The sequence below is a fragment of the Rothia sp. 27098_8_27 genome (assembly GCF_041432805.1).
Lineage (GTDB): Bacteria > Actinomycetota > Actinomycetes > Actinomycetales > Micrococcaceae > Rothia > Rothia mucilaginosa.
Map to the genome: position 1 here is coordinate 290389 of NZ_JAPWAJ010000001.1, position 25236 is coordinate 315624.

Genomic DNA, 25236 nt, shown 5'->3' on the forward strand with positions numbered 1-25236 from the left:
GCGGCACTTACTTTGCATGTGGGTACTCAAAAGCCCGGTGCCCCTCCCACAATCGGGAGAAAGCACCGGGCTACGCGTCTCTTACGCGAAAAACGCGAGAACCTTGCTAGTCCTTAGCGGACGTCCAGCAGGTCCACCACGAAAATCAGGGACTCACCGGGCTTAATGACCGAACCAGCGCCGCGGTCACCATACGCCATGTCGGAGGGAATCTCCAGGCGACGACGGCCGCCGACCTTCATGCCGAGCAGACCCTCATCCCAGCCGCGGATAACCTGGCCAACGCCCACCTGGAACGGCAGCGGCTCGCCGCGGTTCCAGGACGCGTCAAACTCTTCACCGGTGGAGAAAGCCACACCAACATAGTGGGTGAGCACGCGGGAGCCGGGAACAACCTCAGCGCCTGCACCCTCGATCAGGTCGGTAATGACCAGCTCGGTGGGGGCGTCGCCCTCGGGGAAATCAATTTCGGGCTTTTCGCGGTCGAGGTTACGCTGACCGAAAGACATGGGTGTCTCCTTTGATTGGTTCGACATACATCGAAATAGTGGGTGCGCCCGCCGCCTAAGCCGTATAGGCGGCGAGCGCGGTATAAAAATGTGACGTAAAAACGTGGGTCCCGAAAATATGGGTCCCGGGCTACTGCGCGGTAGCCGAAGCAGACGCTGCCGGGGTTGCGGTTGCCGAGGCGCTCGCCTCCGCAGCAGCTGCGCTAGAAGCCGCCTGAGCACGCTGCAGGGTCTGCGGGTTCTCCTCCGCGCCCAGAATATCAACCACGAACACCAGAGTGCCCGAAGGCTTGGAACCGCCGGTGTCGTTACCGTACGCCAGGTCCGCCGGGATGACCAGCTCAACACGGGAGCCGACCTTCTTGCCCTTCAGACCCTGAGTCCAGCCCTTGATAACGCCCTGCAGGGAGATGCCCATCGGGGTGGCGGCGTCATAGTTGCCGTCGACGACCTTACCGTCGGAGTACTGCACACCAATGTAACGCACGTACACGGTATCGGTTTCCTTGACCTCGGCGCCCTCGCCCTCAATGAGGGTCTTAGCGGTCAGCTCGGTGACCTCCGGCTTGTTATCGGGCAGCTTGATTTCAGCCTTGCCGGTGGACTCATCCAGAGTGAAGGACGGCAGCGACGGGTCAGCCTCAACAGCCTTACCGGTTGCGTACTTGGGCAGCTTCGTCTTCACGGTGTACACCTCAACGTTAGTTGCGGCACCGGGCGAAGCGGTCGTAGTGGTCACGCCCGCAGTGCTGCGCTGCTGCAGAACGTTGGTGGTGTACGAGAAAGAACCGCCAACCTTAATCTTCTTCAGGGTTTCGTACACCTGCGGTGCAGCCTGCTTCAGCTGATCGTTAATCGGCAGCAGAATCGGCTCGCTGGAGTAAGTGGAACCGTTAAGCTTGCCGTCGGTGCCATTGAACACGGCAGCCTCAACGAGCACGTAGTCACCATCATTGATGGAGTCGCCGTTGCCTTCCTCAATCACGTACGCGGAGGGGCTAGAAGCGGCGAAGGGAGTCGCGAAGGACGCCTCAGGCTCAGCGGTCGCGTTCTTCAGGGTGTACTGCACCTTAGACAGGTCGCTGCTGGACTGCGCGCCACATGCAGACAGTGCAAGCGCGAGAGCTGCCGCGCTGGCACCGAAAATAGTGAGCTTAGAGCGTTTGGTCATAGTGTTATCCTCTGGGGTTTTCTGTGAGAGTGGGGCGTGTGAGTGCCCGTGTGCCACAGAACAGTTTACAGGTATAGGTTTAGCTGTTTTATGCTACGGCACGTAGCTGTGTTCAGGCTGTGTCGCGGCCGGGGTGTTCCCGAAGGCCCACAACCCCGACCGCCGGTGGGTTTCCCCTCATCAGAGCGTTTCTAGCAATGCTGTTTAGCAGTGCTGTTTATTAGCAGGGCGGCGGGAATGCCGCCTCCTGATGCTGACGCGCCTTAGACGCCAACAGGCTCAGCACCTCCTCCAGCTCATCGCTACCGGTAGCAAACGGGTCCTTACACACCAGCGTGTGCTGCGGGTAGGCGTTGAGCTTCAAATGCACCCAATCCACGGTGAACTGCTCCCCCGCCGCAACCGCCGCATTAATGAAACGCGAACGCTGCAGAGCGCGAGTGTTCGGCGGCTGAGTCTTCGCCGCCTCCGCAGCCCCCTCAGGCAGGATGCGCTTGACCGCACCGCGACGAACCAGCGCATGGAAGACGCTACGCTCCGGGTCGATGTCGTGGTACGCCAAATCCAGCTGACGGATGCGGGCGCTCGCATAATCGGCAGGCTGACCAGCCGCGCGGGCGCGGGCAATATACGCATCCAGAAGCTTCTTCTTAATCGCCCAGTCAATCTCCGTGTCAATGCTGCTGTAGTCGCCAGACTCGATAGCGTCCAGGGTGCGCTGCCACAGGTCCAGGGCGTAATCCACGTGGTGGTGGTGCGCGCCGTACTGCTGCACGTACTGGCGTGCCGCATCCAGGTAGTGACGCTGAACGCTCAACGCCGTGTAGTGCTTACCGTCCGTGGTTTCGAAGGTTGCGGTGCCGGTCAGGTCGTGGCTGATAGCGCGCAGAGCCGCCGGAACAGACACAATATCCAGGCTCGTGACCGGGAAGCGGTCCTCCAGCATGCGCAGCACCAGGTCGGTGCTGGCAATCTTCAGCAGGGTCGTCGGCTCCGCCATGTTCGAATCACCATTAATGACGTGCATGCGGCGGAACTTCGAAGCGTCCGCGTGCGGCTCGTCGCGGGTGTTAATGAGCGGGCGAGCGCGCGAAGTTGAGGTGGATGCCGCCTCCCAAATATGGTCGGCACGCTGCGAGAACGAATACGACGGCACACCCGTGCTGGACGCCGGGTCGGTCGAACCGGGCACCGGACCACCATTCGGGTGGGTCTTACCGGCACCAACCAGAATCTGGCGGGTCACCAGGAACGGCACGAGCTGGGCAATCAGGTCGTTGAACTGCAGTTTGCGGCTGATCAGGTAGTTCTCGTGGCTGCCGTAGGAGTTGCCCGCCGAATCCACGTTGTTCTTGAACAGGTACAGTTCACCGTCGAGGGGGCGGCCCTCCGAACCTGCGAGCAGGCGCTTGCGGGCGGTACGCGCCAGATCAGCGAACAGCAGCTCACCGGCGCGTTCCTGCGCGAGCAACTCGTCAATGCTGCCGCATTCGGCGGAGGCGTACTCGGGGTGCGAACCCACGTCAAGGTAGAGCCTACCGCCGTTGGGCAGGAAGACGTTCGTTGAACGCCACTGATCCAGGACGGGCTTGAAAAGGGCGGCGGCGGACTCTTCGATGCTCAGCCGACCGAGCCCGTGCGGGACGTAGCTGAGCCCGAATTCGCTTTCAATGCCGAAAATACGGTGTTCCATGATGCTGACCTGACGCGCAGGTGCGCCGGTTACTCGCCGCCCTTCTGGACGAAGCCGGTGACGAAGTCTTCAGCGTTCTCAGCGAGCAGGCCGTCAATTTCGTCGAGCAGGTCGTCGACCTCGCTCACGTCAGAGACAACGTGGGAGGCGGCGAGGGTCAGTTCCTGCTCCTGCTCGGCTGCGGTGGTTTCGGTCTGCTGTGCGCTGATGCGTTCGCGGCTCATGATTCTCTCCTCAAGGGGTTTTCGGTTGTGGACAAATAAGTTCTAGTGGGGTCGGGTGCGGGGTGTAAGGGTTTTGGTACCCGGATTCTCCTGCACCCTAACTGTGGGTTATGTGGTTTTTACTCTTCCGAATGGGGGTATTCACCCCGGGGAAGAATGTGAGTTTATGTGGGTTTAGGGGGTGCTACTAGCGCAGGCGGTTCAGCAGCTCATCCGAATGGTTCACCTCATCCAGTAGCGGCTCCACCTGGGCGGCACCGTACCGGGTCGGCTCCATCATCGTAAAACGAGTCAGATCCTTCGAATACCTGCCACGGCAGGACACCGTATCCCAGTTAATACCCAGAATCTCCTCCGGCCAACGCGCCATCAACGTGCCACGCAAAAACGCGCGCGTCTCACGCGGCGGCTCAGTCGTCGCACGCTCAATCTGCTCCGCAGAGAACAGCGTGCGCATACGGCCACGCGACACCAGACGGTGATACAGGCTCTTCGACGGGTCAATATCAGCGTACTGCAAATCCAAAGCCTTCAACTTCGGATTCGCATAATCTACGCCCTGAGCGACATAACCGCGCACCAGCGCATACTTCGCGACCCAATCCAGACGATCCGCCAGCGAGAGCGGGTTGGTTTCCAGGGCATCCAGAACCTCGCCCCACAGATCAAGGATCTGCGCGGTCGCAGCATCCACACCCGCCGGGTTCGATTCCTCGTGCGCACGGGAGGCCTCATAGTAGGCGCGCTGAATCTGCAGGGTGCTCGCCGAACCGCTCGTGGACACCGGGTTCGGCAGGGTCGCCGAAGACGGTGCCAGCGGCAACTGAACCGACAGCGACAAATCGTGGCTGACCGCGTGCATCGCCGCCACCGGATCAGACAGGCGCACGCCCGGCAGCACGGGGTGCTGCTCGCTATGCGACTCAATCAGGTTCATCACCAGCGCCGCCGTACCAAACTTCAACAGGTTCGAATAGTGCGAGAGGTTCGCATCCGCCGGAATCACGTGCAGGCGGCGGTACTTCGCCTCATCCGCATGCGGCTCATCGCGCGTATTCACAATCGGGCGGCGAATCGTGGTCTCCAGACCAATCGTGCGCTCAAAGAAATCAGCACGCGAACTAATCTGAAAACCCGGAACCTCACCGTGCGTGCCGATACCCACACGGCCCGCACCCGTAAAAATCGCGCGGGTCGCAAAGAACGGCAGGAGCGCATCCGCAACCTGCTCAAACGGAACGTCACGGCTAATCAGGTAGTTTTCGTGGGCGCCGTACGACTGGCCCTTCGAGTCGGTGTTGTTCTTGTACAGCTTCACCTGCGGCAAATCCTGCGCGTGGTTGCCCAGCTCCACCAGCGACTCATACGCCAGCGCGTCACCGGCAGCGTCATAGAGCACCGCGTCGGCGGGGGTCAGAACCTCCGGCGACGAATACTCCGGATGCGCGTGATCCACATACAGGCGCGCACCATTGGGCAGAATCGCGTTCATGGTCACGCGGTCCCAATCCAGACGCTCCGGGAAACCACCGCGGCCGTGCACACCGGCGAGCGCATCCAGGGCGCTACGCGGCTCGGCGGGCTCACCCGGTGCCTGAACGCCCGCCTCACGCATAATCTCCAGGGCGATATCTTCGCTGGTCAGCTCGGTGCGGGTGTGCGTCATCTGGCTTGAGTGGGCGGTGGATGCGTCCTGAACCTGACCGAAGGCATCACGCAGCGGCGACTCGGACTCGCCCAGCCACTGACCCTCGGGGGTGGCGGTCGAGTAGTTCTCTGCCTGGCGTGCCTGCTCGGCGGTCAGCTCATCCGCCAGGGCGCGGCGCTGCAGCTGCTCGCGGAAGGCGGCGCCGCGGCGGAAGGCGAGCTTGGCGTAGGTGTTGACTACCAGTGCGGACAGCACGGTCGGGTTGGTGCCCGGCGCGGAGGGGGCGATGACGCCGTACTCGGTTTCGGCACCCATAATGCGGTGCACGCCGTAGCTGGGGGTGGAGTTCATGGGGTTCTCCTGAAAAGTTCTATACCATCTAAAGGCTTTGGACCTGCGGTAATACTGGGGTTGATGCGGGATAAACGCGGGGTGTGGGCTGAGCGCACAGCTTAGTGGGCGCGCGCCGCCCGGCTCATGCGGGCGCGCGGTTTAGCGCGGCGGCTCCACCGACACCAGGCGGCCACGCACACCGGCAACGGTGAGCGCATCCTCAATATCGGGCAACGGCGGCAAGTCCACCTGATCCTCAAACTCGGCGCGTACCGCCTCCAGCAGGTGGCGGGTACCAATACCCACGCTCGAGGCGTCCGCACCGGCAGTCAGCGCCTGCAGCTGCTCCTTAATCGCGGCCTTCTTCGCACGGTCCACAATATTGCGAATCACCGCACCCGAAGCGAAATCGCCGCGGTACAGCGTGTGAGTGGACAGGTTCGCGCTCGCACCAGAACCAACGACCATGGAAGAATCCACGGTCGCCACAGCGTACGCGGTGGAGGGGGTGCGCGCGTACAGCTGACCTGCCGCCGCCGCAATCATCGCTGTCAGGGCTGCGCGGGTCGAACCGGCGGCTGCGACCTCCGCAGCGTCCAGGGGCAGGTCCTCGGTCAGGTACAGGCCGAAAATCTCTGCCGCACCGGCGGCATCCGGGCGGTTAATGCGAATCTTCAGGTCGAGTCGACCCGGGCGCATCACCGCGGCATCAATCAGGTCTTCACGGTTGGTCGCACCAATAACGATGACGTTCTGCAGTGACTCCACGCCATCAATTTCGGCAAGCAGCTGCGGCACGATGGTCGTCTCAATATCGGAAGAACGACCCGAACCGCGCATACGGAACAGCGACTCCATCTCGTCAAAGAACACGACGACCGGGTGTCCCGCCTCCGCCTTCTCACGGGCGGCAACGAAAATATCGCGAATCTGACGCTCCGTCTCACCAACGAACTTATCGAGCAGCTCGGGGCCCTTAATGTTCAAAAAGTAGCCGCGAGTAGCCGAACCCGGGTTCAGCGCAGCCGCACGAGCCGCCAGGGAGTTCGCCACAGCCTTAGCGATCATGGTCTTACCGTTACCGGGAGGACCGTACAGCAGAATGCCCTTGGGCGGTGCCAGGTGGTAGCGCTCAAAAATCTCGGGGTGCAGGTACGGCAGCTCCACCGCGTCGCGAATCTGCTCAATCTGCGCGCCCAGGCCACCAATCTGCTCGTAGGTGACGTCCGGAATCTCTTCCAGGACCAGCTCCTGCGAGCGGGAAGCGGGAACCTGCGAGGTCAGCATGCGGGTGCGGGTGTCGAGGGTGACCGCGTCGCCGGTGCGCAGCTGCTCAATGTCGAGGGAACCAGCCACACGCGCCACCTGCTGAGCACCCGAGGACGTATCAACCAGCACGCGCTGCTCATCCAGCACCTCGCGCACGGTCACCACGTCACCGAAGGGTTCGGTGTCTAGGGCAAGCACCGCCTCGGTCTTGTCGTTGAGCAGCACGGTCATGCCGGGGGTCAGCGTGGACAGGTCAATCAGCGGGGACACCGGAATACGCATCATGCGGCCGCTCACCTGAACATCAAGGTAGGTGTCAATCTCGGCGGGGGTCTTATCGTCGGCAACCTGCTCGTAGGTCATGGTCTGACCCTCATGCACCGCCAGCACAATCGCCGAATTCAGCGGCGGCATAACGTTCTGCGACAGGGAGGCGCGCAGACGCTCCACCTGGTAGCGCATACTGGTGATTGCCTCAACGAGCTTGCGGTTCTTCTCCCCCGCACCACGAATCTGTCGGCTCATATTGTCGCGGGTTGCCTCCGCCGCGGAGAGTCGACGCAGCACGGCGTCATACTCCTGCGCGCTGACGGGCTGACTGCCGGGCAGGGAGGTCGACCCGAAAGCAGCCGAGTAGTGCGGTGCCGCGCTGGCTGCACTGTGGGCGGTGCCGTACTGGGGGGTTCCTGCCTGATCTGCAGATTCGTGGGTGGACACGGTAGCTCCTTTAGCTGTTCGTCCTCATCGGCGGCTACTCGGTGCGGGGGTGGGTGTGGGCACAGTGAGTAGCCTGGTGAGTGCACTGCGGGGGCTCCAGGCAACGCCCGTGCCCCCGCAGGTCAAAGGTGGTTCAAATTATTCGGCAGACTCAGTCGCCTCAGCTGCTGCGCCGTTGTTCTGCGCGCCGCCGTTTTGTTCCAGCGCAATCTCGTTCGCGCGTGCGGCGTGAGCGGCAAGGTTCTTCGCATCGCGGGCTGCGCGGCGAATCTTCTTATCGGTCACCTCACGCTCACCCACGTTCATGGGGATCCACGCGTTCATATCCTCTTCAGAGAAGTCAGTCTTGGACGCGCGACGCTTCGGCGCCAGACGCACCGCACCGTCAGCGAGGCGACGAGCCACGACCAGGAACGCGGTGTGTGCAACCATGCGGTGGTCGGGGCGGACCGCCAGGCCTTCCACGTGCCAGCCGCGCACAATGGTTTCGTCGCATTCGGGTTCGGTGAAGCGGCCGTCCAGGCGCATGCCCTCAACCAGGCGGGACATCTGGGTTACGGTCGCAACGTAGCAGATGAGCACGCCGCCGGGTGCGAGCGCCTCCGCTACAGCGTCCAGGCATTCCCAGGGTGCGAGCATGTCGAGTACGACGCGGTCGACGCTGCCGGGCTCTTCAACCTGCGGCAGGGTGTCCTGCAGGTCGCCGATGCTCAGCTTCCACGCCGGGTGGGGGCCACCGAACATGGTTTCAATGTTGCCGCGGGCGACGTCTGCGAACTCTTCACGACGTTCGAAGGAGTGCACGCAACCGTAGTCACCGACTGCACGCAGCAGCGCGATGGACAGCGCACCGGAGCCGACGCCGGCCTCGACGACGCGTGCGCCGGGGAAGATGTCTGCCTTGACGATGATCTGGGCGGCGTCCTTGGGGTAGACGACGGCTGCGCCGCGCGGCATGGAGAGCACGAAGTCCTTGTAGAGGGGGCGCAGCGCCTGGTAGAGGATGCCGTGAGTGTTGGGGATGACGGTGCCTTCGGGTGCGCCGATGAGGTCGTCGTGCTTGAGGAAGCCCTTGTGGGAGTGGTATTCGCCGCCTTCGGCGAGGGTGATGGTGGTGATGCGGCCGCGTTCGTCAGTGATTTGGACGCGCTCGCCGGGGCGGAAGGGGCCGCGGCGGTTGATTGCGCCGGTGGGGGTGGGGGTGCCGCTGCTCACGGGGTGATTCTCCTCGGGTTTGGGTCAGTCTGTGCTGTTCGCGCTTTGCGGCGAACTGCGGACGGAAAAAGTCCTTTTCTATTTTAGCGGAGTCTGCAAATCGGCTGTGGCGCATTACCCCGCGGGCGTGATAACCGGGAAGCTGGTTTCTTGTGCTGTCAGCCAGCGGTGCGGTAGAAAGCGAGCGCATCACATGCAGGCGCAGAAAAGCGCAGGGCGGCAGCCACGGCTTTCACACCGTCGCGCCGCTCCTGCGCTTCAACGTTTCGTAGGGTGCTATCCCTAGAGGACCACGCCCAGGCGTGCCGCCAGGATGTCACGCACCAGCGCGCCACCGCCGACGGTGGTGTCCGCCAGAGCCTTCACAGCCCACGCATCCACAGCCGCCAACGCCGCCGGAGCGTTCAGGTCCTCGCCGAGTGCTTCACGCACAGCGGCCAGCAGCTCAACAGCCGCCTCATCGCTCGCACCCTCACGACCCTCAGCCACCGACACCGCATGACGGTAGGTGTCCAGGCGAGCCTTCGCGTGCTCCAACAGCTCATCAGTCCAGAACCAATCCGAACGGTAATGCTGACCCATAATCGCCAGGCGCACCGCATTCGCATCCTCACCGGCCGCACGCAGACGCGAAACCAGCACCAGGTTACCGCGGGACTTGCTCATCTTGTGGCCGTCCAAACCGACCATGCCGGTGTGCGCGTAATGCTTAGCGTGCGGGCGTGCAGACACAGCCCACGAATGGCCCGCACCCAAATCGTGGTGCGGGAACGTCAAGTCGTTACCGCCAGCCTGAACGGTCAGCGAACCATCCACAAAACGGCGGGCAATCATCGTGCACTCGATGTGCCAGCCGGGGCGGCCCGCGCCCAGCTCGCCGGCATCCCAGCTCGGCTCGCCCTCACGCTCAACACGCCACAGCAGCGGATCCAGTGCGTCACGCTTACCGGCACGGTTCGGGTCGCCGCCGCGCTCAGCGAAAATCTCCAGCATCTCATCACGGCTCAAGTGGCAGACCTCGCCCGGTGCCCACGAGTAGCCCTCAGCGTTCGCGGGCAGCTCACGCACAGCCTTCAAATCCAGGTACACGTCACCGTCAGGATGCACCACACCCTGCTCGTCCGTGAAACCGGGCACGCGGTACGCCAGGCCGCGGCGCAGCAAATCCTCAATCAGCGGGAACAGCCACTCAATGGACTCCACCACACCCACATAGTGCGCCGGCGGAATCACGTTCAGCGCCTTCATGTCGGTGCGGAACAGCTCAGTCTGATCCTCAGCCAGCTCACGCCAATCAACATTCGTCGCGGTCGCACGCTCCAGTAGCGGGTCGTCCACATCGGTCACGTTCTGAACGTAGGTGACCGGCACGCCCGCATCCAGCCAGGCGCGGTGCAGCAAGTCAAAAGCAACATAGGTGGAGGCGTGACCCATATGCGTCGCGTCGTACGGGGTGATACCGCAAACGTACAGGCTCGCCGCCTTATCCTCCTGAACCTGAACAATCTCACCAGCCGCGGTATCAAAAATACGCGGCAGCGCAGCCTGACCGGGCAGAGTCACAGAGGCGGGGGCATCCCAAGCTCGCATGGGTTTCCTTTCCGTAAAAACGCCCACAACCGGTGGACGCGCCACACCCGCCGCCCAACCTCAAGGCATGCGGGTGCCAAAAAATCTACTCCAATAAGAATACCCGCCCGTGAGAAACTCACGGACGGGTATGTCATATCACGCTGAGGGCTAAAGCCTTAGAACGCCGAAGAAGTAGCGTTCAGAACGCCAGTGCCCAGACCAACGAAAATCAGGATACCGAGCGCAATGCGGTACCAGATGAAAATGCCGTAGGACTTCGAAGACACGTACTTCAAGAACCAGCCAATCATCAGGTAACCCACCACAAACGCAACCAGAGTAGCCACGAAAGTCGAGGGAATACCGTAGTAGCCGGTCGCCTCCTCGCCGGTGACCACCTTGAAGGTCTTGTACAGGCCAGACATGAACACGGCAGGCATGGCCAGCAGGAACGAGTAACGAGCCGCAGCCTCACGGGTGTAACCCATGAACAGACCCGCAGTAATCGTACCGCCCGAACGGGAAACACCCGGGATCAGTGCCAGCGCCTGCGCGAAACCGTACAGAATACCGTGACGGAAAGTCAGGTCCTTCAGCTCACGCTGCTCACGACCAAAACGGTCCGCAAGACCCAGGAACACCGCAAAGACAATCAGCATGGTCGCCACAACCCACAGGCTGCGGAACTGGGTGTCAATGTAGTCTTCCAGCAGCAGACCCAAAACGCCGATGGGCAGGGAGCCGAGAATAATCAGCCAACCCATGCGGGCATCCGGGTCGTTGCGCGGTACGCGGCCGGTCAAGGATCCGAACCAGGACTTCAGGATGCGAACAAGATCGCGCCAGAAGAAAATCAGAACCGCAGTCTCAGTACCCAGCTGGGTGATTGCGGTAAACGCGGCGCCCGGGTCAGCCCTCTCCGGCAGGATCTGACCAACAATGTTCAGATGCGCCGATGATGAAATCGGCAGAAATTCGGTAAGGCCCTGAACGAAGCCCAAAATAATTGCTTGAATCCATTCCACGCATTCAAGGATACAGGAGGCGCACCCACCCGGGGCGGTTCGCCGAAGGTGATGTGGAACTTCCGCAAACCGCCCCGTCCACACTGTGAAACGCTCAGGGTGCCGGTTCAAGCGGTACACCGCGGTGCAACCGGGGCTTATCTACGGCTCATCCATGGCTCGAGGAAGCCGTACAAACACCTCAAATGCGCGCTCTCCGGCGCGTCGAAGGTGCGTCAACGGCGCAAGCACACTAGCCGCACGACCAGTCAAAAACACCAGTCTCAAAATCAAAAACAGCGCTACCGCACCCAAAATTCAGCACATCAAACTCATCGAACTCAATATAACGAGCCGTCAGACCCTCCGGCAGAGCCTGCGCATAAAAATGAGTGCCACCCAGGTGAGTACCCACCGCAATCAGCGGCTTCGCCCACTCAAACCACGCCGAATCCTCCGCATCCCAATCGAAAGGACTCAAATAACCAGTCTGCGAGTCCACATTCTCAAGCACATCACTGGGGACCTTACCGGCATTCGGGTCATCCGTCGGAACCCACCCCACAAGAGCAGGCTTACGGTCCAGCGGCTGTTGACGATCCGCCAAAGCCCAGGCGCTGAAGCTCTCCTCCTCACCGCGATGCTCACCGGGCCGGCGCACATCCTGCGGCGGCTCCGTACGGGACGAGAACTCCTCCTCGCTCAGGTACAGCACCGCAAACTCGGCATCCAAAATATCGCGCAACAACAACTGATACGGATGCACCCGCGCCTGCGCATACTGCACCTCAAACGGGTCATCACTAGCAGCATTAGCAACACCCTCAGTCGCCTCATCCTCAGCGAACTGGCCATCACCGGCGAAGAAAGAGAACGCCACCACACCCGGATACTTCTGCGCATCCGGCAGGTACTCCCCCGGCAACCTCACCGTAAAAATATGCTGCATCGGCAAACCAGTAAACGTACTGCGCGGCCACTGATCCTGCTCAATACCGGGACCGGTCGAACCCACCCAGCCAGCCTCCCACACTTCGGCAGAACCGGCAGGCAGAGCAGTATCATCACCACCGCGCAGCTCATAATTCCAGGCCCGGACAGAAGAATCGGTGCCCGCCGCATCAACGGGGCTAAACACCATCGCGTAGCTTTTCATGAGAGTTCCTCCCAGCAGATTATTCGCCCCACAGCACGCCGATGCACACAACACCTGCGCACATTAACGCGTAAGGGCGGGATACATACTCCCAGTATGCATCCCGCCCCCACATCATGCACGGTCAACGGTCATCAGCCAGCGGTCACCCGCAAACCTTGCACAAAGCATGTACGGCTATCGCCTACGCCTGACGCTCATCACGCAGCGCACGGTTCACAGCCGAAATCATCGCCTTCAACGCCGCACGAGTCGTCGAGTTGTCCACACCGATACCCCACAGCACGCGAGAACCAACAGCAGCCTCAACGTAGCAGGCAGCGTTAGCAGTCGACGAAGACGACATGGTGTGCTCCGAGTAATCCATCACGCGAATATCCACGCCCTCGCCCGAAAGGATGTTCTGCAGAGCATCCACCGGACCGGTACCCGAAGCCGAACGAGTGTACGTGTGACCATCAATGTTCAGACCAACACGCAGAGTAGTCGCACCGGTATCAGCCGAATCAATGTTAATCGACTCAATACGGTACTTACCCCAACGCTTCTCCGTGTCGGTTGCGGGCAGGTACTCATCCGCGAAGATGTTCCACAGCTTCTGGCTGGTCATCTCGCCGCCCTCAGCGTCAGTACGAGCCTGAACAATCTTCGAGAACTCAACCTGAGCACGACGCGGCAGATCCAGGCCGTGATCCTGCTTCAGCAGGTACGCCATGCCGCCCTTACCGGACTGCGAGTTCACACGAATAATCGCCTCGTAGGTACGACCCAGGTCGCGAGGATCAATCGGCAGGTACGGAACCTCCCAGTACACCTCATCCACGGTCTTACCCGCCTCAGCAGCGGTACGCTCCAGAGCCTCAAAGCCCTTCTTAATAGCGTCCTGGTGAGAACCAGAGAACGCGGTGAACACCAAGTCACCACCATACGGCGAACGCTCGTGCACCTTCAGCTGGTTGCAGTATTCAACAGTCTTACGGATACCGTCAATATCAGAGAAATCAATCTGCGGATCCACACCCTGGGTGTACATGTTCAGACCCAACGTCACCAGGTCAACGTTACCGGTGCGCTCGCCATTACCGAAGAGGCAACCCTCAATACGGTCAGCGCCCGCCAAGTAACCCAGCTCAGCAGCAGCCACGCCGGTACCGCGGTCATTATGCGGGTGCAGCGACAGCACAATGTGCTCGCGGTGGTTCAGGTTGCGGTCCATCCACTCGACAGAGTCGGCGTACACGTTCGGGGTAGCCATCTCAACGGTAGCGGGCAGGTTCACAATCAGCTCGCGGCCGTTCTGACCAACCTCCAGCTCCTCAGCCACAGCGTTCACCACGCGAGCCGCGTACTCCAGCTCAGTGCCGGTGAAAGACTCGGGCGAGTACTCGTAGATGACCTTAGTATCAGAGATCATCTGCTCTTCGTACTTGCGGCACAGGCGCGCACCCTGCAGGGCGATATCCAGCACGCCCTCCTGATCCTGGTTGAACACCACGCGACGCTGCAGCACGGAGGTCGAGTTGTAGAAGTGCACAATCGCCTGCGGTGCACCCTCAATCGCCTCAAAAGTGCGGGCAATCAGATGCTCACGCGCCTGCACCAGAACCTGAATGGTCACATCCGAAGGAATGTGGCCGTCCTCAACGAGAGTGCGCACAAAATCAAAGTCAGTCTGCGACGCCGAAGGGAAACCAACCTCAATTTCCTTGTAACCCATCTTCACCAGCAGCTTGAACATCGCAAGCTTACGGTCGGTGTCCATGGGGTCAATCAGCGCCTGGTTGCCGTCACGCAGATCCACTGCGCACCAGCGCGGAGCCTTCTCAATGACCTTATCCGGCCAGGTGCGGTCCGGCAGGTCAACAACAATCTGCTCGTGGAAAGGGCGGTACTTGTGTACCGGCATGGGGCTGGGCTTCTGGTGGTTTTTCATGATGAATTTCCTGTTGGTTGGTCCGTCTCGCTCTACCCCAATTGTGGGGCTCGTACCGTGCCGGGTATCGGTTCCCGGCAGCCGTGGTCAAGGCGGTGCATCAGAAAGGATGCAAAGGTGAGATGCCGCGTCAAAAAGCCGGAACGGTTGCGGCAGATTCTAGTGTGCCCCGTTCCGGCGAATAAGCAGCAGGTTCACTGCCTGGCGGGTAACCCCGCGCATGCTCTCACCGTCAATAGTCATGCCTCCACGCTATCACAGGGGTCGGAGGCGGCGGCAGGGCACCCGGGAAGCCGTCCATCATCTGGAAAGAATTAACGGTAAAGGGGCGCAGCCACCATTTCTGGCGCTACGCCCCTTCACTCAAAATTCATGTATCTGCGCTATGCCCTAGCTAGAACCTAGTAGGCGAAAGCAGTCTGGCACTTGTTCTGATCAGCAGTCTGACCGGTCGCGTTACCCGCAATCGCAGCCTCCTGCTTCTCCATCGCCTCACCGGACGGGAAGTCAGTACCGATTGTCACCGACACGCCCTGAACCTCTTCAGTCGCCACCACTCGGGTCACGTTCAGCTTTGCGGCGATTTCCTTCGCCTCCGCCTCGTAACCGGTCGAATAGAAGACCGTGGTGAAGTTCGTCGGGCTAGCGGAAGTACCCGGAGTAACATTCGAGTAGCCCAGGCCCTCAACCACCGAAGCAATCGTAGCCGAGCGGCCATCCAGACCGGTCGCGTTGTACACGCTCACCGGAACCGTACGATCGAGCTGAACCGGAGCGGCAGAAGTAGCCGGCGCCTCCGGAGCCTTCTCCTCCTTCAGCGACTTATCGTCACGCAGACGCTGGAACACGTTCGCAGCATCCGCAGAAACCTGCAGGCGGTTCGCATCCTGGCTCCACGGCTCAGTCGGCACCGTCGCAAACACAACATTCGACAGGTCCACACCACCAAGAGTCGCACCAACACCCACCAGAGTGCTGATATTACCCAGGTTCTTATCCACCGTCACGTTCTGAGTAATCGCCTCAGCAATGTTAATCAGACGGCCCGGATTCGACAGAGTACCCTCGCTCTTCACCTTACGCAGCAGCGAAGACAAGAAGCCCTGCTGAGCCTGAATACGACCAATATCGGAACCGTCCGAGAAGCCGTGGCGGCTACGCAAGAACGCAAGAGCCTGCTCACCCTCAACCGAAGAAGTACCGGCAGGAAGCTTCAGACCGCTGTACTCGTCATCAATCGGAGCGTCCACACACACCTGAACGCCGCCAACAACCTTCGACAGCTCCTTCACAGCGTTAAAGTCCACCAACATGAAGTGGTCAATATTCACACCGGTCAGCTTGCTAATGGTCGCCACAGTACAACCGGCACCACCGCGAGACAGAGACTCGTTAATCTGAACGTTCTCCTCAGCCGGGTACACGGTGCCGCTCTCAGGATCAGTACACTGCGGCACGTCAACCATCAAGTCACGCGGGAACGACAGCACGCTCACGTTCTTACGGTCCTTGCTGATCTGCAGCAGCATCATCACGTCCGCGCGAGCCTCAGAATTGCGGTCATCCTCATCACCGTACGCACCGTTATTACCCTTACGGGTATCGGAGCCAATCACGAGAATGTCCAAGGCGCCGTTCTCCAGGCCGTCCTTGTAATTGCTGATGTTCAGCTCCTGAGTATGCAGATTATTGCGCATACGCAGAGCCAACACGCCACCAAAGCCAACAACAATGACGAGCATGCAAGCAGTAAGCAGAGCAATCCACTTATTGCGGTTTGAAGTCATCACCGTCGTGCGCATATGACGACCGGTGCTTCGTAAACGAGGTGCCTGGGGCATACCTTTTCTCTTTCTGCCGGTGAGCAAGTGCTTTCTCAGAGTAACACTCTTCCCTATGAGCGCCGAATGAGAGTGAAAAGTTTCACCCGGAGGCATGCACATATTTCTGCAAGCCACCGGGTGAAAACTAAGGATGCGCGACCGCCTCCGAAGGCAACCTCGCAGGGCAAAGTCTCCAGGCGATGCGCTCAGGAAAGCTACTAGAATCCCAGGCGGTTCAACGCACGCGCGTCAGACTGCCACTCCTTCGCAACCTTCACATGAATATTCAAATAAATGCGGGTACCGAGCATCGCCTCAATCTGCTCACGAGCCTTCGTACCAATCTTGCGCAGGTTCGAGCCGCCCTTACCGATAATGATGTACTTCTGCGACTCACGCTCCACAAACAGGTTCACGTGCACATCCAGCAGCGGGTTATCCGCCGGGCGGCCCTCACGGAACTCCATCTCCTCAACCGTCACAGCAATCGAGTGGGGCAACTCCTCGCGCGCACCCTCCAGGGCAGCCTCACGCACCAGCTCCGCGATGAGGGTTGCCTCCGGCTCATCGGTCAGCTCACCCTCCGGGTACAGCGGCGGCGACAGCGGAGTGTACTGCGCCAGCAGGTCAGCAACCGCATCCACCTGGAAATGCTTCACAGCAGACACCGGGATAATCGCAGCCCAGCCGCCCTTACCGTCAACCGGCATCGGCTCAGCAACCTCACCGGCACGGCGCTTAGCCGCAGGACCCGAACCCTTCGCGAAAGGCACAGCATCATTCTTGCCGCCCTTACCCTTGGGGCCCTTACCCTTCTGCTTCGCACGATGCGCGGCACGCTTAGCACGAGCCGCACGCTCAGCGCTCATGACCTCCTCGCCGAGCGCCTCAACAGCCAGCAGCTGCTCACGCAGCTCCTCAGAGCTCACAGTGTCAGCCTTCGTCACAATAGCAACCACCGGCTTATTGCTCGACGCCACCAGCTGCGACGCAATGTAACGGTCACCCGGGCCAATCTTCTCATTCGCCGGAATGCAGAAGCCCAGCACATCCACCTGCGAAAGAGTGCTCGCCACCAGGTCGTTCAGACGCTCACCCAGCAGAGTGCGGGGGCGGTGAATACCCGGGGTGTCCACCAGAATCAGCTGGTACTCGTCCTTGTGCACAATACCGCGGATCGTGTGGCGGGTCGTCTGCGGACGGTTCGAAGTGATAGCCACCTTCTGACCGACCATAGCGTTCGTCAAAGTAGACTTACCCGCATTCGGGCGGCCCACCAGCGACGCGAAGCCCGAACGGAAATCCGCCGGGTAGGTCGGCAGCGGGGTGCTCAAGTCCAGAGTGCTCAAATCGAGCGGGGTGTACTCCTGGTCCATTGTGTTTCTCCTTGTCAAACCCCGTGCGGGGTGTATGGGGTGCCAGCTTCATCTGCCTGCGCCTTCCGGGGCGGGGCGGCCAACTCAAAGTGTGTTAGGGAAATTGCGGCGTCTATGTTCGATGTCTAGCGGTTGCCGTGCTGATCGATTGCCGGCTCAGCCTCTGCAATATCTCCCGGAAGATCCGGATGCGCGTGCGGCTCAGCCACAGCGGGAGGCTCCGTATCCACGGTGAGGATGTCAGCAACCTCCGCGGAATGAGGCTCCGAGGAAGACGTAGCGGAACCTTCAGCGTTCTGCTGCTCATCACGAGGCGGCTCATACCACGCCTGCAACATATCCACCTGGTGGCGGCGGCCCGACGAACCAATCGCACGAATATGAATACCGTCAATCTCAATCTCAGAACCGACAATCGGCACCATGCCCAGATGCTTAGCGAGCAGACCGCCCACCGTATCAACATCTTCATCGTCGAGTTCACGGCCGAAAATCTCGCCCAGCTCATCAATACCCAGGCGGGCAGAGAGACGGAACGTGCCGTCATCGTTCAGCGTGTACTCGGGGCGCTCGTGATCGTACTCGTCAGAGATGTCGCCGACCAGCTCCTCGATCAGGTCCTCAAGGGTAATCAGGCCGGCGGTGCCGCCGTACTCGTCAACAATAATCGCCACGTGCGTGGACTCACGCTGCATCTCACGCAGCAGGTCCATGGCGCGCTTCGACTCGGGCTCAAAACGAGCCGGGCGCATCAGCTCAACCACGGTCGGCAGGGCGGTACCTTCGGGAGCCTCACCGTGCAGGATGAAGGCGCGCATCGCGTCCTTCAGGTAGAGCACACCCAGAATCTCATCGCTCGAATCACCAATCACCGGCATACGCGAATAACCCGAACGCAGGAACAGGCTCAGCGCCTCACGCAGAGGGGTGTCACGGCTAGCGGTGAGCATGTCGGTACGCGGAACCATGAGCGAACGGATGCGGGTATCGTCCATCTCAAAGACGGACTGCACCATCTGCGCCTCGTCGTCCTCGATGGTTTCAGCGTCGGAGGCGCGGTCCAGGAACTCGCGCAACTCCTCCTCATCGAACACGCCCACCGGGGCCTCAGCCGAACGTTCCGGCGCCAGGCGCACGCTGAGCTTATCGAGCAGACCGGTCGCCGGGCTCAGCAGAACCGACAGGTAGTGCACCGGGCGAGCCAGCACACGAATCGACGCGACCGGGCGGTTACGACCCAGAGCACGCGCCAGCACATGCAGAACCGGGTAGCCCACCAGCGCAACAATCACGAGGGTCAGCACGACGGCGAGCGCGTGCACCTCAACCAGGTTCAGCAGGCAGGTCATGGTGGCGAGCACCGCGGCGGCTGCCGCAATGAGGCGGGTCAGGCGCAGCGGGTGCGTGTACGCTTCGGAGTCACCGTCGAGGGTGCGCTGCAGGACGCGGGCGCCGAGGGTGTCCGGGTGTGCCTCCACTGCCTCCTCAGCCTCGTTGTGCGGCAGGTAGGTAAATGCGGTTTCGGCGATTGCCGCGACCACGGTCAGGCAGAGCGCGAGAACGGCGAGGAGGGCTGTGAGTAGAATGTCCACGCCGCTCCCCTAGTGTCGGGTTTCGACCGGTGCCGGGCGGCCCAGGAACTCTTCGAGGATGGAGCGCTGAATGCCGAACATTTCAGCTTCCTCTTCGGCGGTGCCGTGGTCGTAGCCGAGGCAGTGCAGAATGCCGTGGGTGGTGAGCAGGCACAGCTCATCGAGGGTGCTGTGGCCCGCGTCTGCGCCCTGACGTGCGGCGACGGGCGGGCAGAGGATGATGTCGCCGAGCATGCCGCTGGAGGGGTTTTCGGGGGTTCCCGGTTCCAGCTCGTCCATGGGGAAGCTCATCACGTCGGTTGCACCGGGCAGGTCCATCCACTCGATGTGCACGCGTTCCATTTCGTCTTCGTTCACAATGGCGATGGACAGGTAGGTGTCATCGGCAAGGTGCATGCGTTTGAAGGCGTGCTCGACGAGGCGGGTGAGCACCTCGGTGTCTACCGCTTCGAAAGATTCGCGGATGAAGGCGTCGGTTACCGGGTCGGCACCGGTTGCGGGTTCTTCACAGTCGAATTCGATCTCTGCCACCGTTTAGCGTCCTTCCGGGATGGTCTGTGCGTTGTTGGGGTTCTGCTCGGCGTTCTTTTCGGAGCCGCCGTTGATACCGGCGCGGTCCAGCAGCTTCTCGGCTGCGGCCTCGATGGTGGCGCGCTTGACCTTGCGGTTGCGCTTGCGTTCCATTGCCTTCTGGTCTTCGCCCCACTGATCGTAGGCGGACACAATGTTCGACACCAGGGTGTGGCGAACCACGTCGGAGGATTCCAGGATGCTGAAGTGAATATCCTCCACACCCTGCAGAATGTTGCGCACCTGCTTCAGGCCGGAGGCGGCGCCACCGGGCAGGTCGATCTGGGTGATGTCACCGGTAATGACCATCTTCGAGCCGAAGCCCAGGCGGGTCAGGAACATTTTCATCTGCTCGGCGGTGGTGTTCTGTGCCTCGTCAAGGATGATGAATGCGTCGTTGAGGGTACGGCCGCGCATGTACGCCAGCGGTGCGACCTCAATGGTGCCCGCCTCCATGAGCTTGGGGATGGTTTCAGGTTCGAGCATGTCGTGCAGTGCGTCGTAGAGCGGGCGCAGGTACGGGTCAATCTTCTCGTTGAGGGTGCCGGGCAGGAAGCCCAGACGCTCGCCAGCCTCCACGGCGGGGCGGGTGAGGATAATGCGGTTCACTTCGTGGCTCTGCAGCGCCTGCACAGCCTTCGCCATGGCGAGGTAGGTCTTACCGGTACCCGCCGGGCCGATACCGAAGATGACGGTGTTCGCGTCGATAGCGTCCACATACTTCTTCTGGTTAATGGTCTTGGGGCGAATCGTGGTGCCGCGGGTGGAGAGGATGCTGGTGGACAGCGAGTGCGCCGGGTTGCTCAGTTCGTCGCCGAGCATGCCCATGAGGCGGTGAATGACCTGCACGGTAATCTGTGTGTCGTGGCTGGAGAGTACGCGCAGCTCGTTCAGCAGCTTTGCGGCGGTGTTGACGGCCTCGGAGGGGCCGGTGATGAGCACGTCCAGGTCCTTGGGACGCAGGCTAATCTGCTCGAAGTAGTCCTCGATAATTGCTAGGTGCGCGTCCTGCGGGCCGAGCACGGCGATCATTTCTGCGGCGCTCTTGAAGGATACGGTGCGCGCGGTCGAGAGAGGTCGGGAGGTAGTCATATGGGCTCCTTGGCTAGTGATGTATTTACAAGTATAGATGCGCGTGATGCACCACGCACCGGCTAGGTTCTGTCAGCGACGCTCTACCAGCGGCCCAGCACCACGTTCAGGGTGCACATGGCGGCAGAACCGGCGGTGGAGGAACGCAGCACCTCGTCACCGAGTAGTGCCAGCTGCGCGCCGGCGTCGGTGAAGAGCTGCACTTCGCGGTCGCTGATGCCGCCTTCGGGGCCGACGAGCAGGTAGATTTCTTCGGGCAGGTTCTCTGCCTCTACAAGCTTGCGTGCCAGGGCGCTGAGGCGTTCGGTCGCCTGCTCGTGCAGGATGAACACGGCGGCGGACTGCTCAGAACTCTCCCCGGCAACTTCTTCAATGAGTTCCACCAGGTCGGCGGTGCTGTACAGGTCGTACACTTCGGGAATGAGCGCGCGGCGCGACTGCTTCGCCGCAGCGGTGACGGTGTTCTGCCACTTAGTGTGTGCCTTGGAGGCGCGCTCCCCCTTCCAACGCACGATGGAACGGTCCGCGCTCCACGGAAGCACACCGTACACGCCCAGCTCAGTCGCGGTTTCGATGGCGAGCAGGTCGCGGCCGTCCTTCGCGAGCGCCTGCACCAGGTAGATGGAGGGCACGCTACGTTCCTCGCGTAGCTCCTGCACCAGCACGCTCACGCCGTCCGCGTTGATGGAGGCGACCGTACCGAGTGCGCGGCGGCCGGTGCCGTCACCCAGGTCGATGCGTTCGCCGAGCTCAAGGCGCTTGACGAGGGCGTGCTTGCCTTCGGAACCGCTAAGCGCGCAGGTGGCGCCGGGGGTGAGTGCGTCGTATTCTTCCGTGCTGATGTAGAAGATGGGGGCGCTCATGGTTCTCCTTGAGGTGCGGTTTAAAAGCGTGGGTAGTGTGCGGGTGGCGTGTGAAATAGGTGTGCTGCTTAGCGCGGGCGCGTACAGCGCAGCGCTGACAGCAGTGCTGACAGGAATGCGGCGGGTGCGGGTTGAGTACCGCACCCGCCGCATCCTGAGCTTGGTGTAGGGATCCTACTTGAACTGGTCCTTCAGGCGGGAGAAGAGACCGCCGCGGTGCTTGACCTGCGAACCTTCGGTGAGGGATTCACCGCGCAGGGCGGCGAACTGGCGCAGCAGTTCACGCTGTTCTTCGGTCATGTCGGTGGGGGTAACCACCTGGATACGCACCAGCAGGTCGCCGCGACGCTCGGTGCCGAGCACGGTTGCGCCCAGGCCGTTGAGGGTGATCACGTCACCGCTCTGAGTGCCTGCGGGGATCGCAACTTCCTGGTTGCCGTCGAAGGTCTTCAGCGGGATGGTGGTGCCCAGCGCCGCCGCGACCATGGGGATGTTCACGGTGGTGACCAGGTTGTCGCCCTCGCGGCTGAAGTACTTGTCACGCTTAACGTTCAGGTCAATGTACAGGTCGCCGTTGGGGCCACCGTACAGGCCTGCCTCGCCCTTGCCGCGCAGGCGGATACGCGCCTGGTCGTGCACGCCGGCGGGAACGTTGAAGGTCAGCGGCACGTCTTCACGTACGCGGCCCTGACCGTGACATTCAGGGCAGGGGGTCTTGATGACGGTGCCGTAGCCGTGGCAGTCGGGGCATTCAACCTGCTGCATGACGGTACCGAGGATGGACTGCACGCGGCGCTGCATGAAACCGTGACCGGAGCAGGTGGTGCAGGTTTCGGGCTGGGTGCCCTCTGCGGTGCCTTCACCGTTACAGGACTTGCAGGTCACGGCGGAGCGACGCTCAATGGTCTTCTCAACACCGAACACGGCGTCCTGCAGGCTGATGGAGACGGTAATCAGGTCGTCCTGGCCCTGACGCATACGGGATGCGGGGCCGCGGGCACCTGCCGCGCCGCCGGTGAACATGTTCAGCAGGTCCTCGAAACCGCCGAAGCCGCTGAATCCGCCGCCCGGGTAGCCGCCGCCTCCGGGGTAGCCTGCGCGGCCCTGTTCGTCGCCGGTGGTGTCATAGTTGCGGCGCTTTTCGGGGTCGGAGAGCACCTCGTAGGCGAGGGTGACGCGCTTGAACTCTTCGGCTGCGTCCTCGGAGGGGTTCACGTCGGGGTGCAGTTGGCGTGCCTTCTTTCGGTACGCCTTCTTGATCTCTTCGGGGCTGGCGTCGTTCGATACGCCGAGAGTATCGTAGTGGCTCATGCGTTTCCTTCCTCTCGAGACGATGGCGGTGCTCGATGAGTGCACCGCCAACAATGGTCGTATCAATTCTAGGGGATACTACCCCCGACCCGATACAATGGCTAGGCTGAAAGGGGGTCGCTCCCGCTATCCGCTTAATCTGCGGTGCGCCCCGAACCCCGTTTTAGTTCCCCCGCCGGTTCTGTCTTACGGTTCCGTCTGGTTGTTCTGTCTCATGGTTCCGGCGCTGTCACCGCCCCTACTGGCTCTGCTGCCCCTACCGCCCCAAAGGAGAATACGTTGAGTACCCACCACTCCCCCTACGGCTGGGGTGCCCAGGATCTAAACGCCGCCCGCATGAGCCGCCAGGCGCCGGCCCCGCGTAAGGTGCCGCTGCGCCGCGGCCTGCTGATTGAGGATATTAACGGCTGGGTGGGTGAGGTCGTGAAGGCTGAACGCATCGGCGGCGCCCTGTTCTTCGGACTCGAGGACGCGAAGGGTCGCGTGAAGAACTTCCCGTTGGGTCCGGGCTACTTGATTGAGGGTGAGCCCGTTGAGATTGTCGCCCCGGTGGCGGCGAAGGAGCCGAAGCGCACGATTTCTCGTTCCGGTTCCATTGCGGTGAAGAACGCCCCGGCTCGAGTGGCACGCGCCTCCCGCATCTGGGTTGAGGGCCTGCACGACGCCGAACTCGTGGAGAAGGTCTGGGGCCACGATCTGCGCGTTGAGGGCATTGTTGTGGAGCCGCTGCACGGCGTGGATGATCTCGCCGGTGCTATTCGTGAGTTCGCGCCGGGCCCGGGCCGCCGCCTGGGTATTCTGGTCGACCACCTGATTGAAGGCACGAAGGAGCAGCGCATTGTTGCGGAGGCGTTGGCTGTGCCGGGTGCCGCCGGGCACGTGAAGATCGTGGGTCACCCATTCATCGATATTTGGCAGGCGGTCAAGCCCTCGGTGCTGGGTTTGAAGGCGTGGCCGCAGGTTCCGCGCGGTGAGGATTTCAAGAAGGGCACGCTGCGCCGTCTGGGTCAGCCGCACGAAACGCAGGCGGATGTGGCGCAGGCGTGGAAGCATATTCTCTCCCGCGTTGACTCCTACGCTGACCTGGATCCGACACTGCTCGGTCCGGTCGAATCGCTCATCGATTTTCTCACAGAGCCGGGTGCCTAACCGCACCCGAAATCCGCCATTGCGCCCCCGTCTGCGGGCGCAGGTGTGAATTTGCTCAGAACCTTTCCCCCGAGGGCATTATCCTGTGGGTTTCGTCCCCTAAAGCGGTACAATAGTTGAGCGTGTGGCATTGCCCCTGTGGGTTTTGCCGCAACATCACTACACTCTTAGGTCACCACCGCTCAAACGATTCACCTCCTCGGAGGGCAGATCCACCGGCTTAGGTGATCACCACAAGAAACTTCTATCGAACCAGGATTTTCGTGACTAACGATGTTCGCCCGGCAACCGGGCCTCAGAAAACCCGTAAGATTAGCGTGATTCAGGACCGCAACCGTGCGACTCTCGCGCATTTCGGCGGTATTCTCGGCATCATCCCTTCCGCTGCGGTTTTCTACGTCAGCCGCAATAACGCGCCCTTCGCTGAGCAGGAGGCTCGCGAGGCAATGAACTTCACCCTCCTGCCCTCCATTGCTCTGGTGGCGCTGTGGGTTGTGTCGTTCCTGCCCGGCATGGGCAACATTGCCATGGTTCTGGGTGCGCTCGTGTGGCTGTTCATGGCTATTGCGTCGCTGCGTGCCGGTATTGAGGTGAACCGCGGTGAGCCGTACAGCTACCGCATTAACCCGCGCCTGCTGGACCGCTTCTACTCCACCGAGAACGCAGAATCCGCAGAGTCCTAAGAACTGACGGTCCTAAACCGCGCTGTCTCAGAACCGCGCTGATAGCTTTTACGATGAACGCCCCGCACGTTGTGTGCGGGGCGTTCTACGTTTAAGTGGGGCTTCTTTGCCTAGTGCGCGTGAATTGCTGCAAACTCTACCGAATGGCGCTGTAGATAATCGTTGTTAAACGATCGTGGGCCCCTGTTACCAGGAGCCCACAACCGTATTCACTCAACTTCAGCAAAGACGAGAACACGCTGTTAGACATATACCGTCCTGCCATGACCTATTATGGCACAGCGTAACCTTCAACCACAACTTGAAATTGGGTGTTTTGGGAAAATTTTTTCA

Annotated in this window: 20 protein-coding genes; 2 read left to right on the plus strand and 18 right to left on the minus strand. The window is 61.2% G+C overall.

Annotated features, from left to right (window positions below; all coding sequences use genetic code 11):
• Nucleotides 1–113: 113 nt before the first annotated feature.
• From O3675_RS01095 to dnaJ, 18 genes are all read right to left on the minus strand, one after another.
• Nucleotides 114–509, minus strand: a complete 396-nt coding sequence (locus tag O3675_RS01095; RefSeq protein WP_005506021.1) for an FKBP-type peptidyl-prolyl cis-trans isomerase — start codon at nucleotides 507–509, stop codon at nucleotides 114–116.
• 130 nt (nucleotides 510–639) lie between these two features.
• Nucleotides 640–1680, minus strand: coding sequence for an FKBP-type peptidyl-prolyl cis-trans isomerase (locus tag O3675_RS01100; RefSeq protein WP_303950367.1), 1041 nt, complete (start codon nucleotides 1678–1680; stop codon nucleotides 640–642).
• Between the two features lie 220 nt (nucleotides 1681–1900).
• Complete coding sequence (gene pafA / locus O3675_RS01105; protein ID WP_371570385.1) at nucleotides 1901–3373, minus strand: Pup--protein ligase; 1473 nt, start codon at nucleotides 3371–3373, stop codon at nucleotides 1901–1903.
• A 29-nt stretch (nucleotides 3374–3402) separates the two neighbouring features.
• Nucleotides 3403–3597: a ubiquitin-like protein Pup gene (locus tag O3675_RS01110; protein WP_005506016.1), complete on the minus strand. Its 195-nt coding sequence runs from the start codon at nucleotides 3595–3597 to the stop codon at nucleotides 3403–3405.
• Nucleotides 3598–3784: 187 nt separating this feature from the next.
• Nucleotides 3785–5596, minus strand: a complete 1812-nt coding sequence (dop, locus tag O3675_RS01115; protein WP_371570387.1) for a depupylase/deamidase Dop — start codon at nucleotides 5594–5596, stop codon at nucleotides 3785–3787.
• A 141-nt stretch (nucleotides 5597–5737) separates the two neighbouring features.
• On the minus strand, nucleotides 5738–7564 hold the full coding sequence (gene arc, locus O3675_RS01120; RefSeq protein ID WP_005508671.1) for a proteasome ATPase: 1827 nt from the start codon (nucleotides 7562–7564) through the stop codon (nucleotides 5738–5740).
• A gap of 138 nt (nucleotides 7565–7702) precedes the next feature.
• On the minus strand, nucleotides 7703–8779 hold the full coding sequence (locus O3675_RS01125; protein ID WP_371570389.1) for a tRNA (adenine-N1)-methyltransferase: 1077 nt from the start codon (nucleotides 8777–8779) through the stop codon (nucleotides 7703–7705).
• Between the two features lie 282 nt (nucleotides 8780–9061).
• Nucleotides 9062–10369 carry a cysteine--1-D-myo-inosityl 2-amino-2-deoxy-alpha-D-glucopyranoside ligase gene (gene mshC, locus O3675_RS01130; protein ID WP_371570391.1) on the minus strand — a complete coding sequence of 436 codons (1308 nt, stop codon included), beginning with the start codon at nucleotides 10367–10369 and terminating at the stop codon, nucleotides 9062–9064.
• Nucleotides 10370–10527: 158 nt separating this feature from the next.
• The gene (locus O3675_RS01135; protein ID WP_371570393.1) at nucleotides 10528–11376 is read right to left on the minus strand and encodes an undecaprenyl-diphosphate phosphatase; all 849 of its coding nucleotides are present in this window, start codon (nucleotides 11374–11376) and stop codon (nucleotides 10528–10530) included.
• 232 nt (nucleotides 11377–11608) lie between these two features.
• Complete coding sequence (locus tag O3675_RS01140; RefSeq protein ID WP_371570395.1) at nucleotides 11609–12511, minus strand: hypothetical protein; 903 nt, start codon at nucleotides 12509–12511, stop codon at nucleotides 11609–11611.
• A 184-nt stretch (nucleotides 12512–12695) separates the two neighbouring features.
• Nucleotides 12696–14444, minus strand: a complete 1749-nt coding sequence (leuA, locus tag O3675_RS01145) for a 2-isopropylmalate synthase (protein ID WP_303938039.1) — start codon at nucleotides 14442–14444, stop codon at nucleotides 12696–12698.
• Between the two features lie 401 nt (nucleotides 14445–14845).
• A complete protein-coding gene (locus O3675_RS01150) occupies nucleotides 14846–16285 on the minus strand; it encodes an LCP family protein (protein WP_371570398.1) in 1440 nt (479 codons plus the stop codon).
• A gap of 200 nt (nucleotides 16286–16485) precedes the next feature.
• On the minus strand, nucleotides 16486–17643 hold the full coding sequence (locus O3675_RS01155) for a GTPase Era (protein ID WP_193389055.1): 1158 nt from the start codon (nucleotides 17641–17643) through the stop codon (nucleotides 16486–16488).
• 125 nt (nucleotides 17644–17768) lie between these two features.
• Nucleotides 17769–19235, minus strand: coding sequence for a hemolysin family protein (locus O3675_RS01160; protein WP_371570401.1), 1467 nt, complete (start codon nucleotides 19233–19235; stop codon nucleotides 17769–17771).
• 9 nt (nucleotides 19236–19244) lie between these two features.
• Nucleotides 19245–19766 (minus strand): rRNA maturation RNase YbeY, encoded by a 522-nt coding sequence (ybeY, locus tag O3675_RS01165; RefSeq protein ID WP_005508686.1) that lies wholly within the window; start codon nucleotides 19764–19766, stop codon nucleotides 19245–19247.
• 3 nt (nucleotides 19767–19769) lie between these two features.
• Complete coding sequence (locus O3675_RS01170) at nucleotides 19770–20897, minus strand: PhoH family protein (protein ID WP_371570403.1); 1128 nt, start codon at nucleotides 20895–20897, stop codon at nucleotides 19770–19772.
• An 83-nt stretch (nucleotides 20898–20980) separates the two neighbouring features.
• The gene (locus tag O3675_RS01175) at nucleotides 20981–21760 is read right to left on the minus strand and encodes a 16S rRNA (uracil(1498)-N(3))-methyltransferase (RefSeq protein ID WP_371570405.1); all 780 of its coding nucleotides are present in this window, start codon (nucleotides 21758–21760) and stop codon (nucleotides 20981–20983) included.
• A gap of 174 nt (nucleotides 21761–21934) precedes the next feature.
• Nucleotides 21935–23071 (minus strand): molecular chaperone DnaJ, encoded by a 1137-nt coding sequence (dnaJ, locus tag O3675_RS01180; RefSeq protein ID WP_371570408.1) that lies wholly within the window; start codon nucleotides 23069–23071, stop codon nucleotides 21935–21937.
• 279 nt (nucleotides 23072–23350) lie between these two features.
• On the opposite strand from dnaJ, the gene O3675_RS01185 reads away from it, so the two are divergent.
• Nucleotides 23351–24220, plus strand: a complete 870-nt coding sequence (locus tag O3675_RS01185) for a DUF3097 domain-containing protein (RefSeq protein WP_070629734.1) — start codon at nucleotides 23351–23353, stop codon at nucleotides 24218–24220.
• A 263-nt stretch (nucleotides 24221–24483) separates the two neighbouring features.
• On the plus strand, nucleotides 24484–24903 hold the full coding sequence (locus O3675_RS01190) for a DUF4870 domain-containing protein (RefSeq protein ID WP_044150421.1): 420 nt from the start codon (nucleotides 24484–24486) through the stop codon (nucleotides 24901–24903).
• Nucleotides 24904–25236 lie beyond the last annotated feature (333 nt).

Coding starts and splice junctions, on each gene's coding strand:
- O3675_RS01175 (WP_371570405.1), bottom strand. CDS start 21,760: ATGAGCGCCCCCATCTTCTACATCAGCACGGAAGAATACGACGCACTC.
- O3675_RS01155 (WP_193389055.1), bottom strand. CDS start 17,643: ATGGACCAGGAGTACACCCCGCTCGATTTGAGCACTCTGGACTTGAGC.
- O3675_RS01150 (WP_371570398.1), bottom strand. CDS start 16,285: ATGCCCCAGGCACCTCGTTTACGAAGCACCGGTCGTCATATGCGCACG.
- mshC (WP_371570391.1), bottom strand. CDS start 10,369: ATGCGAGCTTGGGATGCCCCCGCCTCTGTGACTCTGCCCGGTCAGGCT.
- leuA (WP_303938039.1), bottom strand. CDS start 14,444: ATGAAAAACCACCAGAAGCCCAGCCCCATGCCGGTACACAAGTACCGC.
- O3675_RS01095 (WP_005506021.1), bottom strand. CDS start 509: ATGTCTTTCGGTCAGCGTAACCTCGACCGCGAAAAGCCCGAAATTGAT.
- dop (WP_371570387.1), bottom strand. CDS start 5,596: ATGAACTCCACCCCCAGCTACGGCGTGCACCGCATTATGGGTGCCGAA.
- O3675_RS01140 (WP_371570395.1), bottom strand. CDS start 12,511: ATGAAAAGCTACGCGATGGTGTTTAGCCCCGTTGATGCGGCGGGCACC.
- O3675_RS01100 (WP_303950367.1), bottom strand. CDS start 1,680: ATGACCAAACGCTCTAAGCTCACTATTTTCGGTGCCAGCGCGGCAGCT.
- O3675_RS01110 (WP_005506016.1), bottom strand. CDS start 3,597: ATGAGCCGCGAACGCATCAGCGCACAGCAGACCGAAACCACCGCAGCC.
- pafA (WP_371570385.1), bottom strand. CDS start 3,373: ATGGAACACCGTATTTTCGGCATTGAAAGCGAATTCGGGCTCAGCTAC.
- O3675_RS01170 (WP_371570403.1), bottom strand. CDS start 20,897: ATGACTACCTCCCGACCTCTCTCGACCGCGCGCACCGTATCCTTCAAG.
- dnaJ (WP_371570408.1), bottom strand. CDS start 23,071: ATGAGCCACTACGATACTCTCGGCGTATCGAACGACGCCAGCCCCGAA.